Origin of the sequence: Cyanobium gracile UHCC 0139 (genome assembly GCF_034931325.1) — a bacterium.
GTDB lineage: Bacteria > Cyanobacteriota > Cyanobacteriia > PCC-6307 > Cyanobiaceae > Cyanobium > Cyanobium gracile_B.
The window spans coordinates 656,872-679,797 of sequence record NZ_JAYGHX010000001.1 but is presented as its reverse complement, the minus strand read 5'-3'; the positions used below and the strand labels follow the sequence as shown (position 1 = coordinate 679,797).

Sequence of the window (22,926 nt, the reverse complement as noted above, 5' to 3'; positions counted from 1 at the left end):
CCTCCGGCCGCAGGCCCGCCGCCGCCGCCAGCTCCTGCTGGCTGGGATCGGTGCCGCCCGAGCGCATCTTCAGCTCCTCGCGCATCTCCTCAAGGGCCATCAGCTCCTGCACCTGGCGGCCCAGGGTGATCTCCTGTTCATGGCTGAGCAGCGGCACGCGGCCGATGTCCCGCAGGTAGGAGCGGACCAGGTCGCCGTCCACCGGCGGCATGGAGCGGCCGGGGGAGGCGCGGACCACGGTCTGGACCGTGTCGGACACCTGGAGCGTCTCGGCCACGTGGACCGCGTCGGAGGTCGAGGGCTGGGCGTAGGCGAGGGCGACGACCATGGATCCGATCCATAACTGTCTGTAAAGCGTAACATCACGAAGTGTGAACTCCTCTCAGAAACGGGAGCTCTGAAAACCCCGCCTCTGGCGGGCCCGGATCAGCCGCTGCCGAGCCGCGGCAGCAGCAGCTGGGCGGTCCTGAGGTAGATGAAAACGCCGGCCACGTCGGTGGCCGTGGTGATGAACGGGGCCGACATCAGGGCCGGATCCAGCCCCAGGCGGTCGAACAGCAGCGGCAGAGCCGCTCCGGCGGTGGCGGCCAGGGTGGTGATGGCCACCAGGCTGATGCCGGCCGCGGTGGCCACCAGCGCACTGCCCCCCATCGTCCAGGCCCAGGGCACCACCACCACCGCCAGCAGAGCGCCCAGCAGCGCCCCGGCGATCAGCTCCCGGCCGATCGTGCGCCAGGGGCCCAGGGACTGCAGCCGCTGGGTGCTGAGGCCCCGGATGACCACGGTGGAGCTCTGGGCGCCCACGTTGCCGCCGGTGCCGATCAGCAGTGGGATGAAGGCCGCCAGCAGCACCACCTGCTTGAGCACCAGCTGCTCGGAGGCGATCACCGCCGAGGTGCCGGTGTTGGCCACCAGCAGCACCAGCAGCCACACCACCCGGCGCCGCGCCACGGTGAACAGGTTGCTGCGGAAGTAGTCGTCCTCGTCGCCGGCCTGCACGGCGCCGGCCGCGTACAGGTCGCGGGTGGCCTCCTGCTGGATGACGTCGATGACGTCGTCAACGGTGACGATCCCCACCAGCCGCTGCTCCCTGTCCACCACCGGCACGGCCAGGAAGTCGTAGCGCTGGATCACCCGGGCCACCTCCTCCTGGTCGGTGTCGGTGGTGACGCTCATCACCTCCCGGGTCATCACATCCCCGAGCCGGTCCTCCGGGTCGGCCGTCACCAGATCCCGCAGCGACAGCATGCCGCTGAGGTGCCGGGAGGCATCGGTCACGTAGAGGCTGTAGATCGTCTCGGTGTCCCGGGCCCGGCGACGCACGATGTCGAGGGCCTGCTGGGCACTGTGGAATTCCTTGAGGTCGATGAACTCGGTCGTCATCAGGCGACCGGCGGTCTCGGCCTCGTAGCCCAGCATCTGGGCGGTGACCCGCCGCTCCGCCGGACTCAGCTCCGACAACAGCCGCCGCACCACCTTGGCCGGCAGTTCATCGAAGAGCCGCACCCGGTCGTCCGGGGACATCTCCTCCACCAGCTCCAGCACCTCGCCGGAGCGCAGCCGCTCCAGCAGGCTCTGCTGCACCGATCCGTCGAGGTACTCGTAGACCTCGATGGCCTCGTTCTTGGGCAGCAGCCGGAAGGCGAGGGCCTGGAGCGTGCGCGGCAGGGTGCCGATCGCCTCGGCGGAATCCACCGGCTGCACGGGTTGCAGCAGCAGTTTGGCGCCGTCGTAGTTGCCCGCCTGCAGCAGCCCCTCCAGCTGGCGGGCCACCACCTCGGCGACGGCGGAGGCCTCAGCCATCGCTCCTCGGATGCCGGTGGGTACGAGTGTATGGGCTGGGCCGCTAGGGTCCGCGGCGTTCTCCCCTCTCCAGGAACCCATGGCCGTGAACGTGAGCGACGTGGTGGTGCGCACCGCCGCCGGCCAGGAGCGGCGGCTCGGCGAGTGGTCCGGCCAGGTGCTGCTGATCGTCAACGTGGCCAGCCGCTGCGGCTTCACCCGCCAGTACGCCGGCCTGCAGGCCATCCAGGACCGCTTCGGCCCCCAGGGCTTCGCCGTGCTCGGTTTCCCCTGCAACGACTTCGGCGCCCAGGAGCCCGGGACCCTCGAGGAGATCCAGCAGTTCTGCTCCACCACCTACGGCATCGGCTTCGAGCTGTTCGACAAGGTGCACGCCACCGGCTCCAAGACGGCCCCCTACGACAGCCTCACCCAGGCCGAACCCGCCGGCGACGTGGCCTGGAACTTCGAGAAGTTCCTGATCGGCAAGGATGGCACTGTGGTGGCCCGCTTCAAGAGCGCCGTGGAACCGGACGGCGCCGAACTGACCGCCGCGATCGAGCAGGCCCTGGCGGCCTGAGGCTGCGGGGGCAGTCCCCGCTCGGGACGGACTCAGCCGGGCAGCCAGCCCCGGCTGGTCCGGCCATCGGCGGTGGAGGCCTCCACCCGCAGCCAGCGGCGGCCGCCGGGCTCCAGCCACTCCCTCAGCACCCGCAGCGGGGCCCCGGTTTCCAGGCGCACCAGCACCGGCGCCTGGCAGCGGGGGGCGCAGTGCAGTCCGAGGCTGCCGCTGCTGATCAGGGGCTCGGCCTGGCGCTCCCGCCGCCGCACATCCGGCAGCCGCCGCTCGCCGCCCCCGGCGGGCAGGGCGGCGGGAGCCATCAGGGCGAAGCCCAGAAGGGCCGCCCAGCGCCAGGCCGGCACAGGCATCGCGGGGCGCGGCCGCATCAGATGTCGAGCTGGGCGAAATCCAGCTCGGCGCTGTGGGTCTCGATGAACTCCCTGCGGGGGGCGACCTTGTCGCCCATCAGGATCGTGAAGATGCGGTCGGCCTCGAGGGCATCCTCGATCTCGACCCGCTTCATCATCCGCGTCTCCGGGTCCATGGTGGTTTCCCAGAGCTGCTTGGGCATCATCTCGCCGAGGCCCTTGAAGCGCTGGATGTTGTAGTTGGCCTTCTCCCCGAAGCCTTCCAGCACCTTCTTGAGCTCGTTTTCGTTGTAGCAGTAGTTGTGATTCTTGCCGCGCTCCACCTTGTAGAGGGGCGGGCAGGCGATGTAGATGTAGCCGCCCTCCACCAGGGCCTTCTGGTAGCGGTAGAAGAAGGTGAGCAGCAGGGTGCGGATGTGGGCGCCGTCCACGTCCGCGTCCGTCATGATGACGATGCGGTGATAGCGGAGGTTCTTCTCCTCGAAGTCCTCGCCCTTGATGCCCAGCCCCAGGGCCGTGATCAGGGCCTGGATCTCGGTGTTCTTGTAGATCTTGGCGTCGTCGGTCTTCTCGATGTTGAGGATCTTGCCGCGCAGGGGCAGGATGGCCTGGAAGCGGCGGTCGCGGCCCTGCTTGGCGGAGCCACCGGCCGAATCCCCCTCCACGATGTAGATCTCCGACTCGCTGGGATCGCGGGAGCTGCAGTCAGCCAGCTTGCCGGGCAGGGTGGAGCTCTCCAGCACCGACTTGCGCCGGACCAGCTCCCGGGCGCGGCGGGCGGCCTCGGCGGCGTTGAAGGCCTGGATCGCCTTCTCGAGGATCAGGTCGATCACCTGGGGATTGAATTCCAGGTACTCGCCGAGCGCCTCCCCCACCGTGGTGTCCACGATGCCGCGCACCTCGGTGTTGCCCAGCTTGGTCTTGGTCTGGCCCTCGAACTCCGGATCCGGCACCTTGACCGACAGCACGGCCGTGAGACCTTCGCGGATGTTCTCACCGGCCAGGTTGGCGTCGGCGTCCTTGCGCTTGCCGCGCTTCTTGGCGAAGGTGTTGAGGGTGCGGGTGAGCACCGTCTTGAGGCCCTCGATGTGGGTGCCGCCGTCGACCGTGCGGATGTTGTTGGCGAACCCCAGGATGCTGTCGGAATAGGCATCGACGCACCACTGCAGGGCCGCCTCCACCTGGACGCCGTCCTTGGTGGCATTCACATAGATGATCTCGGCATGCAGAGGATCCTTCTCCGCGTTCATGTAGGCGACGTACTCCTTGATGCCGCCTTCGTAGTGGTAGATCTCCTCGTGGGCCTCACCAGCGGCGTTGGCGGCGGCGGAGCGCTCATCGCGGAAGACGATGCGGACACCGCCATTGAGGTAGGCCAGCTCCCGCAGACGGGCCGAGAGGGTGTGGTAATCGAACTCGATCCCACCGCTGAAGATCTCGATGTCGGGCCGGAAGCGCACCGACGTGCCGGTGTGGGCATCGGGGGCGTCCTCGGAGGCGAGGGTGCCGATCGGCAGGCCCCGCTCGAACCGCTGGCGGTGGACCTGGCCCTGGCGGTGGACGGTCACCTCCACCCACTCGCTGAGGGCGTTGACCACCGAGATGCCGACGCCGTGCAGGCCACCGGACACCTTGTAACCGCCGCTGCCGAACTTGCCGCCGGCGTGGAGCACGGTCAGCACCGTCTCCAGGGCGCTGCGCCCGGTGCGGGGATGGATGTCGGTGGGGATGCCGCGACCGTTGTCGGTGACGCTGGCGGAACCATCCCCGTGCAGGGTCACCAGGATCTCGTCGCAGTGGCCCGCCAGGGCCTCATCGACCGAGTTGTCGACGACCTCATAGACGAGATGGTGGAGACCCCGGGGCCCGGTGGTGCCGATGTACATGCCGGGCCGTTTCCGCACCGGCTCCAGGCCTTCCAGCACCTGAATCTGTTCGGCGCCGTAGGCCGCTTCGACTTTGATGGCGTCGCTCATTCAGAAAAATGGTTCCCCAGGGGACTGACAAGGACGGCGGATCCCAGGGGCGATGGGGCGGCGATGGGGCGAAGCGGCGCTTGAAGGACGCTGCGCAAAGGTCAATCTACCACCGCCGTCCCGCAGGGCCCCAGAGGCGCCTCTGAGCACCGATTCGGGCCGGGGGTGCAACCGCCCTTCGATCCCACCTCCGGCAGGATGGCCCGATCCCCCCGCCCAGGCCGCCCCGTGGCGCCCCCCTCCGGAGCCGAACCGGGCGCCGAATCCGGCGCTGATCTCCCCCTGGTGATCGCCCTGCTGGGCCCGACGGCCAGCGGCAAGACCGCCCTGGCGATCGAGCTGGCCGAAGCCCTCGACCTGGCTGTGCTCTCGGTGGACTCCCGCCAGATGTACCGCCACATGGACGTGGGCACCGCCAAGCCCAGCGCCGAGCAGCGCGCACGGGTGCGGCACGAGCTGCTGGATCTGAGCGACCCCGACCGGCCCCTCACCCTGCAGGAGTTCACGGCCTTGGCCAGCGCCGCCATCGATACCGAGCATCGCCGCCGCGGCGTGGCCCTGCTGGTGGGGGGCAGCGGGCTTTACCTCAAGGCCCTGCTGGCGGGCCTGCGGCCGCCGGCGGTGCCGCCCCAGCCGGCCCTCAGGGCCCAGTTCGCCGCCCTGGGCCAGCCGTTCTGCCACCAGGTGCTGCGGCAGGCGGATCCGGCGGCGGCCGGTCGCATCGCCGCGGCGGACACGGTCCGCACCAGCCGGGCCCTGGAGGTGCTCTACGCCACCGGCAGGCCCCTGTCGGCCCAGCAGGGCCAGTCCCCTCCCCCCTGGCGGGTGCTGGAGCTGGGCCTGGATCCGGCCGATCTGCCCGAGCGGATCCGCCGCCGCACCGCCGCCCTTTTCACCGACGGCCTGTTGCAGGAGACGGCGCAGCTGATCGACCGCTTCGGGGCCGACTGCCCCCTGCTGGAGACGATCGGCTACGGCGAGGCCGCGCGGCTGCTGCGGGGGGAACTGGATCCGGAGGCCGCCGTCGCCCTGACGGAACAGCGCACGCGGCAGTACGCCAAGCGCCAGCGCACCTGGTTCCGGCGCCAGCACCGTCCCCTCTGGCTGACGGACGCCGGCGCGGCCCCGGCTTCGGAGGCGGATGTGCTTCAGCGGGCGCTGGGGGCGGCCACGGGCGGTTTATGGTGAAGGACTAACCGCCCCTGTGAATGCCTCCCCGTCCCCGTTTTGATCGCCGTGCTCCCGTGCGGGAGCTGCCCAACATCAACGACCGCATCAGCTACCCCAACCTTCGTGTGGTGGATGCGGACGGCAGTCAACTGGGAGTCATCACCCGAGAGGCGGCCCTCGATGTCGCCCGCGACCGGGAGCTGGATCTGGTCCTGGTGAGCGAGAAGGCCGATCCGCCGGTCTGCCGGATCATGGATTACGGCAAATACAAGTTCGAACAGGAGAAAAAGGCCAAGGAGGCCAAGAAGAAGTCGCACCAGACCGAAGTCAAGGAGGTGAAGATGCGCTACAAGATCGACTCCCACGACTATCAGGTGCGCATCGGTCAGGCGGTGCGCTTCCTCAAGTCCGGCGACAAGGTGAAGTGCACGGTGATCTTCCGGGGCCGGGAGATCCAGCACACGGCCCTGGCCGAGCAGCTGCTCTACCGCATGGCCAAGGACCTCGAGGAGAACGCCGAGATCCAACAGCCCCCCAAGCGCGAGGGCCGCAACATGATCATGTTCCTGAGCCCGCGCAAGCAGGCGGCCGGCAAGACGCCAGCGGCCACGGCCGGCTGAACCCTCTTCACGTTCCGGCCTGAGCCCCCTCAGGATTCCGTCCGCCCCCCTTCCGGCCCCAGCTGCCGCGCGAAGGTGTCCAGCAGCAGGGACCAGCCGACCGCCGCTGAAGCGGGGTGATGGTCGGAGCGGGCCGCGCACATGAAGCCGTGCCCCCCCTCCAGCACCACCAGCCGGTGGAGCCGCACGGCCGGCTTGGCCGCGGAGCGGGCGGCATTCGCCGTGGCCAGGGCCGTTTCAATCGCCGCCACGTCAGACGACGGGATCAGGGGATCCTCCCGGCCGCAGATGCACAGCAGGGTGCCGCCAATGGTCGGCACCAGCTCCAGGCTGGGGGGACCACCGCCGGGGCGGCCCGCCGCCACGCCGGCCCCGTAGAAATCCACCGTGGCGGCCACCGCCGGCAGGCTGGCCGCGAGCAGGGCGACGTGGCCGCCGAAGCAGAAGCCCACGCAGCCCAGGCCTGGGGCCGCGGCCGTGGGGGGCAGCTGCTGCTGGAGCCAGTCGGCGGCCAGGCCCACATCGGCGAGCAGCTGGTCGGTGCGGGTGCGCTCCTTGTGGCTGCGCCCCAGGGCCAGGTCATCGGGGCCGTAGCCCAGCTCCAGATCGGGGGCGGTGCGGGCGAACAGGGGCACCGCCAGCGCCGCGTACCCCGCCGCCGCCAGCCGCTCCGTCACGCCCCGGATCCAGCCGTTGAGGCCGAACACCTCCGGCAGCACCAGCACCCCGGCCCGGGGCGGCCCGTCGGCGGGCCGGGCCCACCAGCAGCGCAGGGGAACCTGCCCCGGCCCCAGGGGGTCGAGGGTCTGCCAGGAGGCCTCGCAGGTGGAGAGGGACAAACCGGCACAGGGCAACCGGCACATGGTCGTATGCCAACGGGGGAATTGTCACGGGGGCCAAAGCTCCTTAGGGTGGCGGCCAAGGACCCCTTGGCCACACCGGCGTGCGTTTTCACATTCAGCAGGAGAGCGACATCCCGGCGTCGACCCAGCTGTACAACCAGATCTGCTTCGCCATCGCCGCCCGGCACTACCCACCGGGCCACCGGCTGCCGAGCACACGCCAGCTGGCCATGCAGACCGGCCTGCACCGCAACACGATCAGCAAGGTCTACCGCCAGCTCGAGACCGACGGCGTGGTGGAGGCGATGGCCGGCTCGGGGATCTATGTGCGAGACCAGCAGAACCCGCGCGAGATCAAGCCGCCGCCGGGCCTGCGCAGCAAGGCCCTCCCCGACATCGACCGGGAGGTGCGCCAGAGCGTCGATGGCCTGCTCAACGCCGGCTGCACCCTGCAGCAGGCCCGGGAGCTGCTCACCCGCGAGATCGACTGGCGGCTGCGCTGCGGCGCCCGGGTGCTGGTGAGCACCTCCCGCGAGGACATCGGCGCCTCGATCCTGATCGCCGAGGAACTCAAGCCCAGCCTGGAGGTGCCCGTGGAGGTGGTGCCGATCGAGGAGCTCGAGTCGGTGCTGGAGACCTCCAGCAAGGGCACGGTGGTGACCAGCCGCTACTTCCTGCAGGAGGTGGAGCAGATCGCCAAGGTGCACGGGGTGCGGGCGGTTCCGGTCGACCTCAACGACTTCGGCCACGAACTGGGCATGCTCAAGGAACTGCGCCCCGGCAGCTGCGTGGGCCTGGTGAGCATCAGCCCCGGCATCCTGCGGGCCGCCGAGGTGATCCTGCACAGCATGCGGGGCAACGAGCTGCTGGTGATGACGGCCAACCCCGACACCAGCAGCCGTCTGCTGGCCCTGCTGCGGGCCTCCAGCCACGTGATCTGCGACAAGCCCAGCCTGCCCCTGGTGGAGCAGACCTTGCGCCAGAACCGCGCCCAGCTGATGCGCCTGCCCATGGTGCACTGTGCGCAGAGCTACCTTGGCAGCGCCACCATTGACCAACTGCGCAAGGAGATCGGCCTCCTGGCGGCCTGACGGCGGGAATCCATGCTCGATGCACTCCGGGCCGACCTGGCCATCATCCGGCAGAGGGATCCGGCCGCCCGGGGCACCCTGGAGATCCTCCTTTGCTACCCGGGCTTCCACGCCCTGGAGCTGCACCGCGTCAGCCACCGCCTCTGGCGGATGGGCCTGCCCCTGATCCCCCGGCTGCTGAGCCAGCTGGGTCGCCTGCTGACGGGGGTGGAGATCCACCCCGGGGCCCGAATCGGCCGGGGGGTGTTCATCGACCACGGCATGGGCGTGGTGATCGGCGAGACCAGCGTCATCGGTGACAACTGCCTCCTGTACCAGGGCGTGACTCTGGGGGGCACCGGCAAGGAGCACGGCAAGCGCCACCCCACCCTGATGGACAACGTGGTGGTGGGGGCGGGGGCCAAGGTGCTCGGGGCGATCACCGTGGGCACCAACACCCGCATCGGTGCCGGCTCGGTGCTGCTGCGCAACGTGGGGGCCGACAGCACCGTGGTGGGCATCCCCGGCCGGGTGATCCATCAGTCGGGGGCGCGGATCGACCCCCTGGCCCACTCCGCCCTGCCGGATGCGGAGGCGGCCGTGATCCGCAACCTGATGGAGCGGATCGACAGCCTGGAGAACGACGTCAACCGGCTTCAGGCCTGCCTGCAGGAGGTGGCCGCCGGCCGGCCCCTGAAGGAGCCCTGCAGCGGCACCGCCCAGAACCTGCGCGACCGGGAGATTCTGGAGTTTCTGGGAGATAACCCAGAGATCCAGAACTGAAGCCGCGGAGCGCCTTCAGAACACGGCCACTTTGACGTCGGTTTGGGAGAAGTCGTCGCCCTTGAACAACAGGGGCCGATCCAGAGCCATGGCCAGGCCATAGCTGAAGCAATCCCCGAAGTTCAGGCCTGCCCGGTGGCGACCCTTGCCGTAGTACTGCCAACCGTGCAAGGCCCAGCGCAGATGGTTCGCATCGAAGGCCAGGGGCCGGATCTCAGCTCGGCTCAGCAGCAGTTCCAGGTCAACCAATCCGGCGTCACCGACCTGGCTGAACATCACCATCTGAGCCTCCAGCAGGGTGGGCATGACGATGGTGCTGTTGCGACTCTCGCCCAAGCAGTGCAGGAGGGCCGCTGCCTCCGCTTCTGCCTTGAGGATCGCCACCAAAGCAGAGGTGTCCACCACCATCACACCGGCAACCCCTGATCGTCATAGAGCTCGTCCTGCAACTCCTTGCTGGTCACGCCCTCCGGCCACTGAATCTGGCGAAATCGCTGCAACAGCTCCTGAAGCCGGGCATGCCGAGCCGCGACCGCACTGGCCATCTCTTCCTCCCCGTGCTGGCTGCGCTCAAGCTCGGCGCTGAGGGCTTGTCGCACCGCATTGGTCACGGTGGTGGACCGGCGGGCAGCCAGCTCGCGTGCCATGGCATGCACTTCCGGATCCTTGATGTTCATGCCCATGGCACCGCCAGGGTAGAAGAGATAGAAATTCTACCCTTGCTGTTCCTCAGGCCGTGACCGTCTGCGGCACCTGGGGCTGGAACATGAACATCGAATAGATCACGTTGCGCCGCATCTGGGTCATCATCTCCAGGAACATGTCGTAACCCTCGTTCTTGTATTCGATCAGGGGATCCTTCTGGCCGTAGCCCCGCAGGCCCACCGACTCCCTCAGGGCCTCCATGGCCTGCAGGTGTTCACGCCAGAGGGTGTCGATCTGCTGGAGGATGAAGAAACGCTCCGCCTCGCGCATCAGGCCCGGCCGCATCTGCTCGATCTGGCCCTCCTTGATGTCGTAGGCATTGCGCATCTGCTCCTGCAGGAAGGCCTTGAGTTCCTCCATCGACAGGCCCCCCACCTGGTCGGGGGAGAGATCCGCCAGCAGGTAGATGAACTCCTTGACCTTCTCCACCAGGCGGGTGAGATCCCACTCCTCGGGCGGCAGATCGGGGTTCACGTAGGCCTCGACGATGTCGTCGATGGTGCGCTCGCCATAGCCGATCACCTGCTGCTTGAGCTCCCGGCCCTCCAGCACCCGGCGGCGTTCGGTGTACACCGCCTTGCGCTGGTTGTTCATCACCTCGTCGTACTCGAACACCTGCTTGCGCATGTCGTAGTAGTACGTCTCCACCTTCTTCTGCGCCCCCTCCAGGGAGCGGGTGAGCATGCCCGATTCGATCGGCATGTCCTCCTCCACCCGGAAGGCGTTCATCAGGCCCGCCACCCGGTCGCCACCGAAGATGCGCAGGAGGTTGTCCTCCAGGGACAGGAAGAAGCGGGTGCTGCCGGGGTCGCCCTGGCGGCCGGCCCGGCCGCGCAGCTGGTTGTCGACGCGGCGCGACTCGTGGCGCTCCGTGCCGATCACGTGCAGGCCACCGGCGGCGCGCACCTGGGCCTCCTCCTGTTTCACCACCACGTCGTACTCGGCGCGCACCCGGGCGATCAGTTCCCGCAGCCGCTGGATCTGGGGATCGTCGGTGGGGGCCTTCTCGGCGGCCTGGGCGATGCGGTCCTCGAGTTCGAGCACGGTGAGGGTGCGATCACCCCAGGCCGCCACCAGTTCGCGGGAAAGGCTGGAAAGGGCCTTCTCGGTGTCTTCCGAGAGGCTGCAGGGATAGAGGTTGCCGATGGCCCGAGCCTCACTGGCCGGCCGGGAGCTGGGGGCCACGGCACCGCCGAAGCCGGCGGGCGCCTCTGTGGAGCGCTGCAGGGGCACAGGGGGACGGTGACCCTCCTCGGGGCGCACCAGCCGCGGCAACAGCACTTCCCGCAGCTTGAGGCGGGCCATGTAGTCGCTGTTGCCCCCCAGGATGATGTCGGTGCCCCGGCCGGCCATGTTGGTGGCGATGGTGACGGCGCCGGCCCGGCCCGCCTGGGCCACGATCTCGGCCTCCCGCTCCACGTTCTCCGGCTTGGCGTTGAGCAGGTTGTGGGGGATGTCCTGCTCCTGCAGCAGGGTGGAGAGATGTTCGGATTTCTCAACGCTGGTGGTGCCCACCAGCACGGGACGGCCGCTCTTGTGCACCTGGGCGGTCTCGGCGGCCACGGCCTGCCACTTGGCCGTTTCGGTCTTGTAGACCTGATCGGGCCAGTCGGCCCGGGAGCGAACCCGGTTGGTGGGGACCACGGCCACCTCGAGCTTGTAGGTCTTCTCGAACTCCACCTCCTCGGTCTTGGCGGTGCCGGTCATGCCGGCGAGGCGGGGGTAGAGCAGGAAGAAGTTCTGGTAGGTGATGCTGGCCAGGGTCTGGGTCTCGGGCTGGATCGGCAGGGACTCCTTCGCCTCGATCGCCTGGTGCAGGCCGTCGCTCCAGCGGCGCCCCGGCATCACCCGGCCGGTGAACTCGTCGACGATCACGGCATCGGAGTCGCGCACGATGTAGTTGACGTCCTTGACGAACAGCTCCTTGGCCTTGAGGGCGTTGTTGATGAAATGGGCCCAGGGGTCCTGGGGGTTGAACAGGTCCTGGACACCGAGCAGCTGCTCGGCCTTCTGGTAGCCCTCGTCGGTGAGGGTGACGTTGCGCTGTTTCTCGTCGACCTCGTAGTCGCCCTCGGGATCGATGCCGTCCTTACCCATCTCGGCGGCGCGCTCCAGCTCGGCGGCGATCCGGGCCGCCTGCATGTACTTCTCCTGAGGCCGCTCGATCTGGCCGGAGATGATCAGGGGGGTGCGGGCCTCGTCAACGAGGATCGAATCCACCTCGTCGATGATGCAGTAGTGGAAATCGCGCTGCACCACCTCGGCGATGTCGCTCGCCATGTTGTCGCGCAGGTAGTCGAAGCCCAGCTCGGAGTTGGTGGCGTAGGTGATGTCGCAGGCGTAGTTGCGCCGCCGCTCCGGCGGGCTCATGTCCTGCTGGATCAGGCCGACGCTCAGGCCCAGGAAGCGGTGGATCTGGCCCATCCACTCGGCGTCGCGGCGCGCCAGGTAGTCGTTGACCGTGACCACGTGGACCCCGGCCCCCGTGAGGGCATTGAGGTAGGCCGGCAGGGTGGCCACCAGGGTCTTGCCCTCGCCGGTCTTCATCTCGGCGATCTGGGCGTTGTGCAGCACCATGCCGCCGATCAGCTGCACGTCGAAGTGGCGCATGCCCAGCACCCGCTTGCCCGCCTCCCGCACCACGGCGAAGGCCTGGGGCAGCAGCTCATCGAGCAGGGCCTTGCGGCGTGCCACCGTTTCCGGTTTCTCCAGCTTCTGGCGGAACTCGGCCGTCAGGCCCCTGAGCTCCTCGTCGCTGAGGGGCTCGATCTCCTCCTCCAGCAGATTGATGTCGGACACCAACGGCTGGTAACGCTTCAGCTTGCGGGCATTGGGATCACCCAGCAGCAGCTTGAGCATGGAAGGGGCCTGTCCGTAGTGACTCACCCTACCATCGCAAAATGGCACCTGAGCGCGCAGAAACGAGCTGCAGCAAGGGTTTTCAGCGCCCGAACCGGCGGTGATCCGCACCTGGAGGGGCCACCAAGCAAGATTCGCAGTTGATGCGCCCCACCCCGGTCCGTTGAGCACCGCCCCCCCCAGGCCCGAAGCCCCTTCCGTCGCCCCGATCCGGCTGGTTCGTCACGGCCGGCTGCGCCTGCGCCTGCGCTGGCGGTTGGCGGCCCTCGGCGCCCTGCTTGATGGCCACAGCTTCTGGGCCACCGGCCGCCGGCCCTCCCAGCTGGGGCGGATGCTCAGCGGCAGCGAGGTGGTGGTGAGCGCCTGGCAGGGGGGCACCCTGGTGGGCTTCGGGCGTGCCACCAGCGACGGGGTGTTCCGGGCGGTGCTGTGGGACGTGGTGGTGGCTGAGAATCACCAGGGCCGGGGACTGGGACGGGGGATTGTCGAGGCGCTCCTGGCCAGCAGGGAGGTGGCGGCGGCGGAGCGGGTCTACCTGATGACCACCACGGGAGAGGGCTTCTACGAGAAGCTGGGCTTCAGCCGGGTGGACAGCCAGCGGCTGATGCTGAAAGATCAGTAGCAGATAACTCGCAGCCGTCAGATTCATTCCAGCCGGACAACAGTCCGCACCTGTCGGGAAGCACGTCCGGATGGGGACGACGGCACAGGAGCAGGCGCCTGGGGAGGAGTAACATGGTTCAACCCTCGGCCCTTCCCAGCCAACGTCCAAGGCCGGAACGTAGGTTAGAACTATGCCCTGCGGATCAATCCTCGATTCCCACAACTTCAATGACGGCATGTTGTGCCCATGGATGTCCAGACAAGGGACTGGGATCAATCCCATGGGTCTGAACCGCGAAACGTCCACAGACATGGGAGCCCGATGATCCTGGAGTTGGGTCAATTCAAGGCGGCATCATGGTGAAGATCAGCTTTCCTGCCTCCATCTGGCGGCATCGTGAACTGATCTGGAGACTCAGTGAGCGGGAGATCCAGGGGCGCTACAGAGGATCCATTCTGGGGCTGAGCTGGAGCATCGTGCAGCCCCTGACCATGCTGGCGGTCTACACGCTCGTCTTTTCCCAGGTGTTCAAGGCTCGCTGGGGGACGGGAGAGGATCTCGGACCGCTCGCCTTCGCCGTCAACCTGTTTGCCGGCCTGATCGTCTTCAATCTGTTCTCGGAATGCCTGAACCGCGCGCCCGGTCTCGTTCTTGCCAATCCGAACTACGTCAAGAAAGTTGTCTTCCCCCTGGAGGTTCTTGCGCCCGTCTCCGCCGCAACCGCGGGGTTCCACGCGCTCACCAGCCTGCTGGTCCTGCTCATCTTTGAAATCGCGGCTTATGGGCGGATTCCTCTGAGCTTCCTCTGGCTTCCCGTCGTCTGGACGCCCTTTCTACTGGGTACCCTCGCCATCACCTGGATCCTCTCCGCCCTTGGGGTGTTCGTGAGAGACATTGGCCAACTCGTGGGCGTGGTCGTGAGCATGCTCATGTTTCTCAGTCCGATTTTCTTTCCATTGTCAGCGCTGCCGGCGCGTTGGCTGCCCATCCTGCAGCTAAACCCGCTGGCGCATGTCATCGAGGAGACGCGGGCTGTGGCCATTCTTGGCCAGTCACCGAGCATCACATACATTATTCTTGGCATTGCCGTTTCCCTAGTCGCCTGCGAAGCCTCCTATCGCGCCTTCCAGAAAGCGAAGCCAGCGTTTGCCGATGTCATCTGACGTGACCCAACACAACGTCGACTCCAGCGAGGATCTCCATCCGATCCACGTCAGCGATCTTGGCAAGTGCTATCAGATCTATGCCAAGCCTACGGACAGACTCAAACAGGCACTGTGGCGCGGGCGTCGCAAGTACTATCGCGAGTTCTGGGCACTGCGGAATGTCGACCTAGAGATCAAGGCTGGGGAAACCGTCGCGATCATTGGCAGGAATGGCAGCGGCAAGAGCACACTGCTGCAGATGATTTGCGGTACACTGGCGCCAACGGAGGGGAGCGTCAGAACGAGTGGCACCATCGCCGCACTTCTGGAGTTGGGCAGTGGCTTCAATCCGGAATTCACAGGCATCGAGAACGTATTTCTCAATGCCTCTCTGCTGGGTCTGACGCAAGAACAGATCAGGGCAAAGCTGGAAGATATCCAGGCCTTTGCCGACATCGGTGACTTCGTCAACCAGCCTGTCAAGACCTATTCCAGTGGCATGCTCGTCAGGCTGGCCTTCGCCGTGATCGCCCATGTGGAACCCTCTGTTCTGATCGTTGACGAAGCGCTCAGCGTGGGAGATGCGGTCTTTGGCCAGCGGTGCATGCGCTTCATCAGGCGGTTCACGGAGCAGGGGACACTCCTGTTTGTCAGCCACGATCTCAATGCTGTTTCCAGTCTCTGCGAAAGGGCCATCTGGATTGATTCTGGTCGCGTCCGTATGGATACCGCAACCGCTGCCATCCTCACGGCCTATACAAGAAGCTGCCTGGAGGCCTCGAATGCCGAGGTCGAGCAGGCGAAAATCACGTCGGGTACCGCAGGAGAAACCGGCTCGCCAACCGAGAATCGCGAGAAACGTGGTTTGTCTGAAACCGGCCATGCGAGCAAAACCATCGAGTTCGACTGGGAACGTTCAATGGCTATACCGGATGGACAGACTCACGGGACTCAAGGGGAGAAGGTCAACTGGGATTCCGAGCGGGACTATGGCAATGGACAAGCCAGCATCATCAGCGTTGTGCTGCGTGAAAAGGATGGAGACTCAACGACGGCACCAAAGTGCGGTGAAGAAGCACGACTGGAAATCGTGGCACGTTGCGAGACATTCATCGAAAGCTTCATCGCCGGATTTGTCGTGAGAGACCGAACCGGACAGATCATCTTCGGCGAGAGTTCGATCGGGAAAAAGAAGCTGAGAGCTGAGAGTCAGCAGATGGTGACTTTCTCCTTTGGCTTCACGATGCCCTTTCTGCGACCAGGGAGCTACAGCCTCTCCGCAGCAGTGAGCAACGGTGACGCCACGGGATTCCAGGTTCTGCATTACAAGACGGACACCTTGGTGTTTGAGCCCATGGTTGGCGAGCGGCCCATCTATGGCGTCTTCGCGACGACAACCATGAACATCAGGGTGGCCTTCCAGGAGATGCGGACCTGACGGGCGACTGCCCGGCGAAGAGCGCGGCAGAGAAGCGCCATAACCTCGCTGGTTAAGAGGTCAATGACGCTGGCCTGCAATAAGGCCTGTACCATGGAGTGAGTCAGAAGCGCCCAAGGTCACCCTGAAGTGTGGTGCCATTTACCAAGCAATTGATGGCCAGAGTCCGCGCAATGGAACACCACAGTCGTGGGCCTGCAGAGCCGTCGACAGAACGACCATTCATCTCTTTCATCACAGTCAGCTACAACTCCTTCAACAGCATTGAAGCCACAATCTCAAGTGTCGCCAGCTGTAAATCCCTTTTTGCGTGCGAGTACATCGTCATTGATGGCAACTCTAACGATGGCACGGATCGGATTTTGGATCAGCATGCCCAGATGATTGACGTTCTAGTCAGAGAAGCTGACCATGGAATCTATGATGCGATGAACAAGGGACTTCGTCTTGCACGAGGCGAGTATGTCTGCTTCGTCAATGCTGACGATCGCATCATCCCCAAAGGCGCCAGCAAGATCGCTGAGAAATTGCATGGGAGCCATCGTAATGTCGACATCCTAGCATCGGCAGCACTGGCCATTAAAGGCAAAACAGAGACTCTCTGGCTACCGTCAGGTCTGGACCGGTTCCTTGTCTTTCGATGTCCAAACCTATGCCACAACGGTGTCTATGCTCATCGCTCCATCTTCCAGAAAGTCGGAGAATTTGATTCGAGCCTGCAGATTGCAGCTGACTCAGATTGGATCATTCGAGCCGTTAAAGGTGGAGCCAGAGTGAAAGTCGTAAGCATTCCAACGGTGCTCTACTCAATCGGTGGTATGTCAAGCGACATCAGGAGCCATGCGAACGAAATGCTGCTGATTGCCGAAAGGACCTATCCGCTCCTGAGATCTGAAGTCATCAGATCCTTGTTCTTTCACCTCTTTGCTTGGCACGAACGACGGTCACTGTTCATAGAACGACCGCCTCTTCCTTTGGCTAGCGCCTTGCAGGAGGCCAATGCCTTCTACCCTGAACTATCCTATAGGGGCTATCTTTTGCAAAGGCTCCATCGGCGTCTCGCCGTCAAGGCATTCGGCAGGCTGAAGAATTCAGTTCGAAGAAGAGATCAGTGAGATGAAGATTGCCTATTGCGACCACTCCTATCATCGGAAGACAAGATCCACACTCTTCTTGCCGAGCTTGTTGGCAAGCGAAGGGCACACGGTCGACTATTTCTGGGATTCAGGCTGGGAAGGTGGCACCCCTGTCCGCTTCAGCAACTTAGAAGCCTACGATGCGATTGTCATCTTTCAGGCCATTCCCCAAGGACTGCCCGATTGCGTAGCGAGACATCATCCCAACGTAACATTTATCCCAATGCTGGATCAATTTGGGATTGCCAAAGGGCCCCTGTTTGACCTGAGAAGACTATGGAGCCCATTCCATGGTTCAAAGGTCCTCAGCTTCTCTGCAGCTGTTCATGCCATCGCAACTAGCAATGGAATCGCATCGATGCAATGCCAATACATGCCCCCGAACGCAGGCAGGAATTTCGCTGTTGATGGGCATCGCTTCAAAGACAGCCTTCATGCCTTCTTCTGGGCCAGAAGGCCATCGGAGATTTCGATCGAGATGGTTGGTCAGCTATTGTGCGAGCAGCAAGCAGATCTGAGCCTGCATGTCCATCTGCCTGCCGATCCTGGAGAAGTCGAAACCAGCGAACAGGACGTCCGCTCAGCCTTCCCCAACTGCCAATCGTTGACGATCAGCCACTGGCTAGAAAGCAAGGCAGAGATCATGCGAATCATCAGAGATTGTGACGTCTACATTGCCCCCCGACTGGAAGAAGGAATTGGCCAGTCCTTTCTGGAGGCACTATCAGCCGGACTGTGCGTCGTCGCGCCGAACAATGGAACCATGAATGAGTACATTGTTGATGGTGTCAACGGGATGCTCTACAACCCTGCCAGTCTCAAGCCATTGACATTCAAGAACATCGGATGGATTTGCGAGAATGCCCATCGGACTGCAGCGCAACTGCTGACAAACTGGGAAGAAGATCAAGGACGGGTTCTCGATTTTATTCTGAAGCCGTCATCAGAATGCTATGGCGAACAACACATCTACCACGGAATCCAGAAGGGCAAGTCTGGCGCGATCCCATTTCGCCTCAAGAGAGAAATGAAGCGGGTCCTTCGGAAGATACGCGGCTGACGCCAGCCAGACTGCCGAAGGACGACGGATCGGCTATCTGAGGCTTCATCTATACAAGGACTTCATCGTACATTCTCTGCACGATTTCAGCCGGCGTCACTTTGGCCTTCCAGCCGAGATCAGCAGCGATGAGGCTGGGATCCATGGCTGAATACTTCAGATCGCTGGGTCTCAGAAACGTAGCATCACTGATGATACTCACCCCAGGCTCCAGGCCTGCCGCCACAAAGGCCAGACGGACAAACTCTCGCAGGGATGTGGTGTGCCCGGAAGCGATCAGATAATCCTTGGCGACCGGCGCCTGCAGCATCCTGTGCATGGCGACGACATACTCAGGGGCCCAGCCCCAATCACGCCAAATATCGAGGTTACCCAGCCGGAGCTCATGGGTCTCGCCCCGTTCAATGCTGCGAACACCTTCAATGATCTTCTGGGTCACAAACCGATGCGGCCTGAGAGGCGACTCATGGTTGGCCAGAATGCCGGTGCAACAGAAGATTCCATAGGCCTCACGGTAATTCGCGACCTGCCAGTAGGCCGTGCTTTTGGCAACGGCATAGGGACTGCGGGGATGGAAGGCAGTCGCCTCGGTGGCTGGTTGCTGTTGCGTGTCTCCGAAGCATTCTGAGCTGCCAGCACTGAACATACGGGTGGGAGCACCCAGATAGCGAAGCACCTCAAGGAAGTTGAGGGTGCCGCTGGCGATCGACTCCATACATTCGACCGGCTGCTCGAAGGAAAGGCCCACACTCGTCTGGCCAGCCAGGTTGTACAGCTCCGCAGGTTCGATCGAAGAGAGAGCCTTCAGGACACTGCGGAAATCATTCGGCGCCAGTGAGATCAGCTCCACGTCCTGGTGAATGCCCAGTCTGCTCAGACGGCTGGTGTCGCTGCTCTGGGCATCCCGACTACTACCCACCACACGGTACCCGGCCTGAAGGAGATGGCGTGCCAGATAGGCACCATCCTGACCCGTGATGCCGGCGATGAGGGCGGTACGTGTCAATGGGAAGGCGTCGTGCCAGGGCATTGTCGCGTATCAAGCTCCTCCATCCCGGCCGGGAGGAGGGACCGGGAACCCCTCGCAGATCAGCGAAGCGTGCGGAAGGGAGCTCCCCCTGGACGCTGGAGATCAACGGAGGGTGCTATCTGGGAAGCAGACCAAGACGCCGGCCGAAACGCTGAAACGGCTGATGGGTGTTCCAGTAATGAAGGGCCAATGGATAGGCTTTCATCCTGAACCAGCTGCGGCCGACGCGAACCGATTCCAGTGCAACACCCAGAACACGATCGTCGCCGGCGATCCGGAATCCGGGAGTTGAGAAACGCAGGGTCAGCTCCCCGCAACCTCTGAGGGGCGGAAGCCGGACGACACGCTCAACCGGCCTGCCCCCCACCACCCATCCTTCCAGGACAGGGCTGTCGTTGGCGAAAACCTGAAGCCGGGTTTCCCCTTCCGGGGCGATGTCCCAGGTAAGAACCCTCAGCCACCGAGGTGGCTTGGCCGGGTCCAGCAGGAGGGTCAGGCTGGCTGACTCCGCTGTCCAGCGTAACGGGCGGCCGTTGAGTTGCTCTAAGGACCCCAGGCCCTCCGAGTGGATCCAGTGGTAGCTGCTGGCGCCGACTTCGACCACGGGACCGCACGCCGTGGGGGCACGGCGGGGGCGAAGGCCTGACCAGGGACGGAAACGTCTGGAAACGGCCGGGGCAGAGGCGACTTCCTCGATGAGGGATGGCCAGGCGGAGCGCGTACGGGACAGATTGCTGGTGCGGATCTCCTCCATGCGCTGCGACAGGGCTGCAAGCCGCTCGGGCGAATGGAGCAGGGAGGCGACCAGCTCGGCGGCACCCCGGGGATCATCAAGGCGGAACAGTGGAATTCCAGCAGCACCGGGCACCCCGGTCAAAGCCTGGGCGGTGGCCAGCAGAGGAGTGGCGTGGGCAAGGGCCTCGAGAATCTTGATCTTCGAGCCGAAGCTGTTCTCGATGGGTGCGATGAAGATCCCGCAGCCGGTGAAGTGCTGAAGAACCTCTTCGGCGGTGGAACGGCCCAGCAGGTCGACATTCGGCTGCAGCCACGTCTGCGGAACCTCGGCGGTGTCCGCCCCAATGATGGTGAGACGCACCCAGGGAGCACAGGACGCAAGGGCAGGGGCCAGGGACTGACAAAGCCACCGGACGGCAGCGAAGTTTGGATAGTGACTGATGTTCCCCACGAAGAAGATATTGGCCGAACCGGTGGGCCGCCACTTCCGGGCATGCTCCTGAAGCATCGGCTCGATCACCTCGGTGCGAGCGGCCTGCTGGCGATGACGTGGGGTGTCGTGCGGGCACAACACAACGATACGGTCGGACTTGGCATGAACCTCATTCTCGAAGCGGCCCAGGCGCCACTCCGCCAAAAGGCTGTCCCTGGCCTGGGGCGGCACGCGTCCAAGCTTTCTCTGATCGCGGTAGAACTCACGCTCACGATTCAGGGTGATGATCACCACAGGCGCATCGCAATAGAACGCTGATGGAATGAACAGTGCCGTGAACAGATAATCGATGATGATCACATCAGGCCGGATCTCTTCAGCAATCTCGCAAAAACGTCGGTCGACTAGCCAGTTCTCAGCCGCCTGGCGCTCCATGCTGAAGGGATGGCGGGTGATGGCCGGCATGCCGAGGAAGTCCGCGCTAGGTGGAACGAGTTCCAGGGGATGAAAAACCGCACCCACCGCGGTGGGAAAATCGCGCCCATCACCCTGCCCTCGCCCTGCAGGCGCGTAGACATGGGTTTCTGCCATCGCCGTAGCGGCGATGCTGCGTAGATGCTCGCGACAGACAATGGTGCCACCGCTTGAGCTGTCCAGCGGCACCATGGTGGCGAATAGGATCACTCGATTAACTCCGCCGATCTTCGGCAAACCGGAGCGGGACGCGGCTGTGTGATCCTCAGCCATCACCGTTGCAGCAGACGACGGAACCAGGAATGGGTCCGCTGGACCGGAGAACGCTCGTCCGTGGGCCGCATGTCCGGACTGGGGATCGTTTCGCCTGGGAAGGCCTCGGGTATGGACAGTGACGGCTTAAGGGCTGACCTCAGCGCGGCCACATCGCCACGCAGCGATTCCAGCTCTGGGTCATGAATCCGGTAGGCGTCGAGGACATTAACCGGAACTTGAAAGATCTCACACAGATGGGCACTCTCCTCACGAACCCAGAAGTCATTGATGCCATCAAAATAGGCAAAGAGATAGCGGTTCTGCTTGAGCACGTCCTGCCATGGGGTCTTCATGCGGATGTTGGTGTAAGGCTCACTGCTCTCCACCACCAGCACCTCCGGTCGATGGCGACTCCAGTCAGCAGCGGCAATGATGGCATCCTCAGCACCTTCAGCATCGATCTTCAGAAACTGAATGTGACGACCAGGCGAATTCTCATCCAGAATGGCTGGGAGCGTGGACAGCCGAACCCGTAACGGCTGGATCTCACCAGCACGCTCAGCGACCAGGTCCGGAACGGTATCGTGCAGAGAAGATGTACCCGTATTGGCCGAATGGACCCAGAACGTCGTCTCTCCTTCGCTGTCAGAGACAGCAAGCTCCAGGTTGATGTCGCGAAGGCGGTCGGCACGAAGGGGGATGATGCCATCACCCGGCTCGACATTGATCCCTGACCAACCTTGGTCGTAGAACCACCGAGTCACGGAAGCGTTGGTCGGATGATGGGCACCGATATCCACATAGAATCCATCGGTTACGCCTTCAAAGCAGCGTCTGAGCAAAACATCCTCGAGGTTTCCTGTATAGCTGGTCATGGGCGTGCGAAGACCCCTCTGGGGTGGCAAAATGGCTAATTCCCGCAGAACGTAGACGTTGTTTGGAGTAAGTCTCTGCCAGCGGACATACCCATAGCGACCAAGTAGCTCATCAATTTCGGTGCCACCGAACAAGTCCTCAATGATCAACACTTTGGGCTGGAATCGTTCAAAAGGATAGCCTTTCAGGCATTCGAGCTCCCATCCCTCTGTATCAATACAAAGAACATCGACAGCATCAAGTCCATCAATGTCGTTGAGAATCGTCGAAAGTCTTCGCTGCCGAACCTTGATTTCTCGGGTGGTGAATCGATCCGCCATTGTATCGAACAGCTTCTTGAAGTCGCCGCGGATCCCTAGCGATGAAAACGACTCATAGGAAATCTCTCCACCACGATACTGAAACCCGAGATTCTTTGCCTCAGCAAGAAAGAAGGGAACGTCATCCCGATCCTCTTCACCGCAGGCGAACTCCTGAATCTCATGTCCAAGGGATCGGTGCTGTTCGACAAAGATCGGGTTCGGCTCGACGCTGATCACACGCCATCCACATCCACGGAAGGAATTGCCCAGAGAAAGAAAGTCCGGTGAAGCCGCACCCACCTCAACGAGCACTCCAGACGAAACGTCAGGGAAGAACGTATCACGAATCAGAACATCAACATTGCCCTCGGCCTGATTGGCAAGGGAAGGCTGATGCTGCTTACCATGAGCATCTCCCCCGAAAGCCATAGGGTCCTGAATCCACTCCGAACGAGCCTACCCTAGGGGAGCAACCGCGTTGAAACCGCCGTTGCCCCTGCGGTCCAAGCCCAGACAAGTTGGCATGGACAAAACAGTCTAGACGCGTCATCTGCGGGTGTCGCTCGGCTCCCGACGGATCGGCCAGGATGGATGAACCTGAAAACCATTGTGCAAATCAACCCAGGATCGACTCCCGCAGTGGGATGCTCGCCACCTTCCCGGCAGCAGCGGGCGCCCCATGAGCCGTGGCGCAGGAACCA

21 protein-coding genes are annotated in these 22,926 nt (G+C 64.0%); 10 read left to right on the top strand and 11 right to left on the bottom strand.

The genetic code is table 11. The features are described 5' to 3' along the window. On the bottom strand, window positions 1-328 hold a 328-nt coding region (locus VB738_RS03350; protein ID WP_323304378.1), incomplete at its 3' end, for a sigma-70 factor domain-containing protein. Between the two features lie 98 nt (window positions 329-426). After that, window positions 427-1,803: a magnesium transporter gene (mgtE, locus tag VB738_RS03345; RefSeq protein ID WP_323304377.1), complete on the bottom strand. Its 1,377-nt coding sequence runs from the start codon at window positions 1,801-1,803 to the stop codon at window positions 427-429. Window positions 1,804-1,882: 79 nt separating this feature from the next. On the opposite strand from mgtE, the gene VB738_RS03340 reads away from it, so the two are divergent. Continuing rightward, window positions 1,883-2,362 (top strand): glutathione peroxidase, encoded by a 480-nt coding sequence (locus VB738_RS03340; RefSeq protein ID WP_323304376.1) that lies wholly within the window; start codon window positions 1,883-1,885, stop codon window positions 2,360-2,362. A 32-nt stretch (window positions 2,363-2,394) separates the two neighbouring features. Here the strand turns inward: VB738_RS03340 and VB738_RS03335 are convergent, their stop codons facing one another. After that, the gene (locus VB738_RS03335; RefSeq protein ID WP_323304375.1) at window positions 2,395-2,730 is read right to left on the bottom strand and encodes an SH3 domain-containing protein; all 336 of its coding nucleotides are present in this window, start codon (window positions 2,728-2,730) and stop codon (window positions 2,395-2,397) included. Beyond that, window positions 2,730-4,688, bottom strand: a complete 1,959-nt coding sequence (gyrB, locus tag VB738_RS03330) for a DNA topoisomerase (ATP-hydrolyzing) subunit B (RefSeq protein ID WP_323304374.1) — start codon at window positions 4,686-4,688, stop codon at window positions 2,730-2,732. Before gyrB ends, VB738_RS03335 begins: the two co-directional genes overlap by 1 nt. A gap of 198 nt (window positions 4,689-4,886) precedes the next feature. Between gyrB and miaA the strand changes: the two genes are divergently transcribed. After that, on the top strand, window positions 4,887-5,876 hold the full coding sequence (gene miaA, locus VB738_RS03325; RefSeq protein WP_416233142.1) for a tRNA (adenosine(37)-N6)-dimethylallyltransferase MiaA: 990 nt from the start codon (window positions 4,887-4,889) through the stop codon (window positions 5,874-5,876). Between the two features lie 20 nt (window positions 5,877-5,896). Continuing rightward, the gene (gene infC / locus VB738_RS03320) at window positions 5,897-6,478 is read left to right on the top strand and encodes a translation initiation factor IF-3 (RefSeq protein WP_323304372.1); all 582 of its coding nucleotides are present in this window, start codon (window positions 5,897-5,899) and stop codon (window positions 6,476-6,478) included. A 29-nt stretch (window positions 6,479-6,507) separates the two neighbouring features. Here the strand turns inward: infC and VB738_RS03315 are convergent, their stop codons facing one another. Then, window positions 6,508-7,317, bottom strand: coding sequence for a dienelactone hydrolase family protein (locus VB738_RS03315; protein WP_323304371.1), 810 nt, complete (start codon window positions 7,315-7,317; stop codon window positions 6,508-6,510). Window positions 7,318-7,421: 104 nt separating this feature from the next. Here VB738_RS03315 and VB738_RS03310 point away from each other — a divergent pair, with 104 nt between their 5' ends. Together VB738_RS03310 and cysE are read left to right on the top strand one after the other, a co-directional pair. Further along, the gene (locus tag VB738_RS03310; protein WP_015109798.1) at window positions 7,422-8,411 is read left to right on the top strand and encodes a GntR family transcriptional regulator; all 990 of its coding nucleotides are present in this window, start codon (window positions 7,422-7,424) and stop codon (window positions 8,409-8,411) included. 12 nt (window positions 8,412-8,423) lie between these two features. Next, complete coding sequence (gene cysE, locus VB738_RS03305; RefSeq protein ID WP_323304370.1) at window positions 8,424-9,173, top strand: serine O-acetyltransferase; 750 nt, start codon at window positions 8,424-8,426, stop codon at window positions 9,171-9,173. 15 nt (window positions 9,174-9,188) lie between these two features. Here the strand turns inward: cysE and VB738_RS03300 are convergent, their stop codons facing one another. The 3 genes from VB738_RS03300 to secA are packed head-to-tail and all read right to left on the bottom strand — an operon-like array spanning window position 9,189 to window position 12,737. Beyond that, window positions 9,189-9,581: a type II toxin-antitoxin system VapC family toxin gene (locus VB738_RS03300; protein ID WP_323304369.1), complete on the bottom strand. Its 393-nt coding sequence runs from the start codon at window positions 9,579-9,581 to the stop codon at window positions 9,189-9,191. Then, a complete protein-coding gene (locus VB738_RS03295) occupies window positions 9,581-9,856 on the bottom strand; it encodes a type II toxin-antitoxin system VapB family antitoxin (RefSeq protein ID WP_323304368.1) in 276 nt (91 codons plus the stop codon). Before VB738_RS03295 ends, VB738_RS03300 begins: the two co-directional genes overlap by 1 nt. Before the next feature lie 46 nt (window positions 9,857-9,902). After that, the gene (gene secA, locus VB738_RS03290; RefSeq protein ID WP_323304367.1) at window positions 9,903-12,737 is read right to left on the bottom strand and encodes a preprotein translocase subunit SecA; all 2,835 of its coding nucleotides are present in this window, start codon (window positions 12,735-12,737) and stop codon (window positions 9,903-9,905) included. Window positions 12,738-12,900: 163 nt separating this feature from the next. Here secA and VB738_RS03285 point away from each other — a divergent pair, with 163 nt between their 5' ends. From VB738_RS03285 to VB738_RS03265, 5 genes are all read left to right on the top strand, one after another. Continuing rightward, window positions 12,901-13,359 (top strand): GNAT family N-acetyltransferase, encoded by a 459-nt coding sequence (locus VB738_RS03285; RefSeq protein WP_323304366.1) that lies wholly within the window; start codon window positions 12,901-12,903, stop codon window positions 13,357-13,359. Window positions 13,360-13,697: 338 nt separating this feature from the next. Next, a complete protein-coding gene (locus VB738_RS03280) occupies window positions 13,698-14,504 on the top strand; it encodes an ABC transporter permease (protein WP_323304365.1) in 807 nt (268 codons plus the stop codon). Window position 14,505: 1 nt separating this feature from the next. Continuing rightward, on the top strand, window positions 14,506-15,924 hold the full coding sequence (locus tag VB738_RS03275; protein WP_323304364.1) for an ABC transporter ATP-binding protein: 1,419 nt from the start codon (window positions 14,506-14,508) through the stop codon (window positions 15,922-15,924). 134 nt (window positions 15,925-16,058) lie between these two features. Further along, entirely contained in the window at window positions 16,059-17,039 is a 981-nt protein-coding gene (locus tag VB738_RS03270) for a glycosyltransferase family 2 protein (RefSeq protein ID WP_323304363.1), read from the top strand. Between the two features lies 1 nt (window position 17,040). Beyond that, entirely contained in the window at window positions 17,041-18,120 is a 1,080-nt protein-coding gene (locus VB738_RS03265; RefSeq protein ID WP_323304362.1) for a glycosyltransferase family 4 protein, read from the top strand. Window positions 18,121-18,169: 49 nt separating this feature from the next. Here VB738_RS03265 and VB738_RS03260 read toward each other — a convergent pair whose 3' ends face one another. The 3 genes from VB738_RS03260 to VB738_RS03250 form a co-directional block, all read right to left on the bottom strand. Beyond that, entirely contained in the window at window positions 18,170-19,150 is a 981-nt protein-coding gene (locus VB738_RS03260; protein ID WP_323304361.1) for a GDP-mannose 4,6-dehydratase, read from the bottom strand. Window positions 19,151-19,265: 115 nt separating this feature from the next. Beyond that, window positions 19,266-21,029, bottom strand: coding sequence for a glycosyltransferase (locus VB738_RS03255; RefSeq protein WP_323304360.1), 1,764 nt, complete (start codon window positions 21,027-21,029; stop codon window positions 19,266-19,268). 35 nt (window positions 21,030-21,064) lie between these two features. Next, window positions 21,065-22,654 (bottom strand): FkbM family methyltransferase, encoded by a 1,590-nt coding sequence (locus tag VB738_RS03250; RefSeq protein ID WP_323304359.1) that lies wholly within the window; start codon window positions 22,652-22,654, stop codon window positions 21,065-21,067. Window positions 22,655-22,926 lie beyond the last annotated feature (272 nt).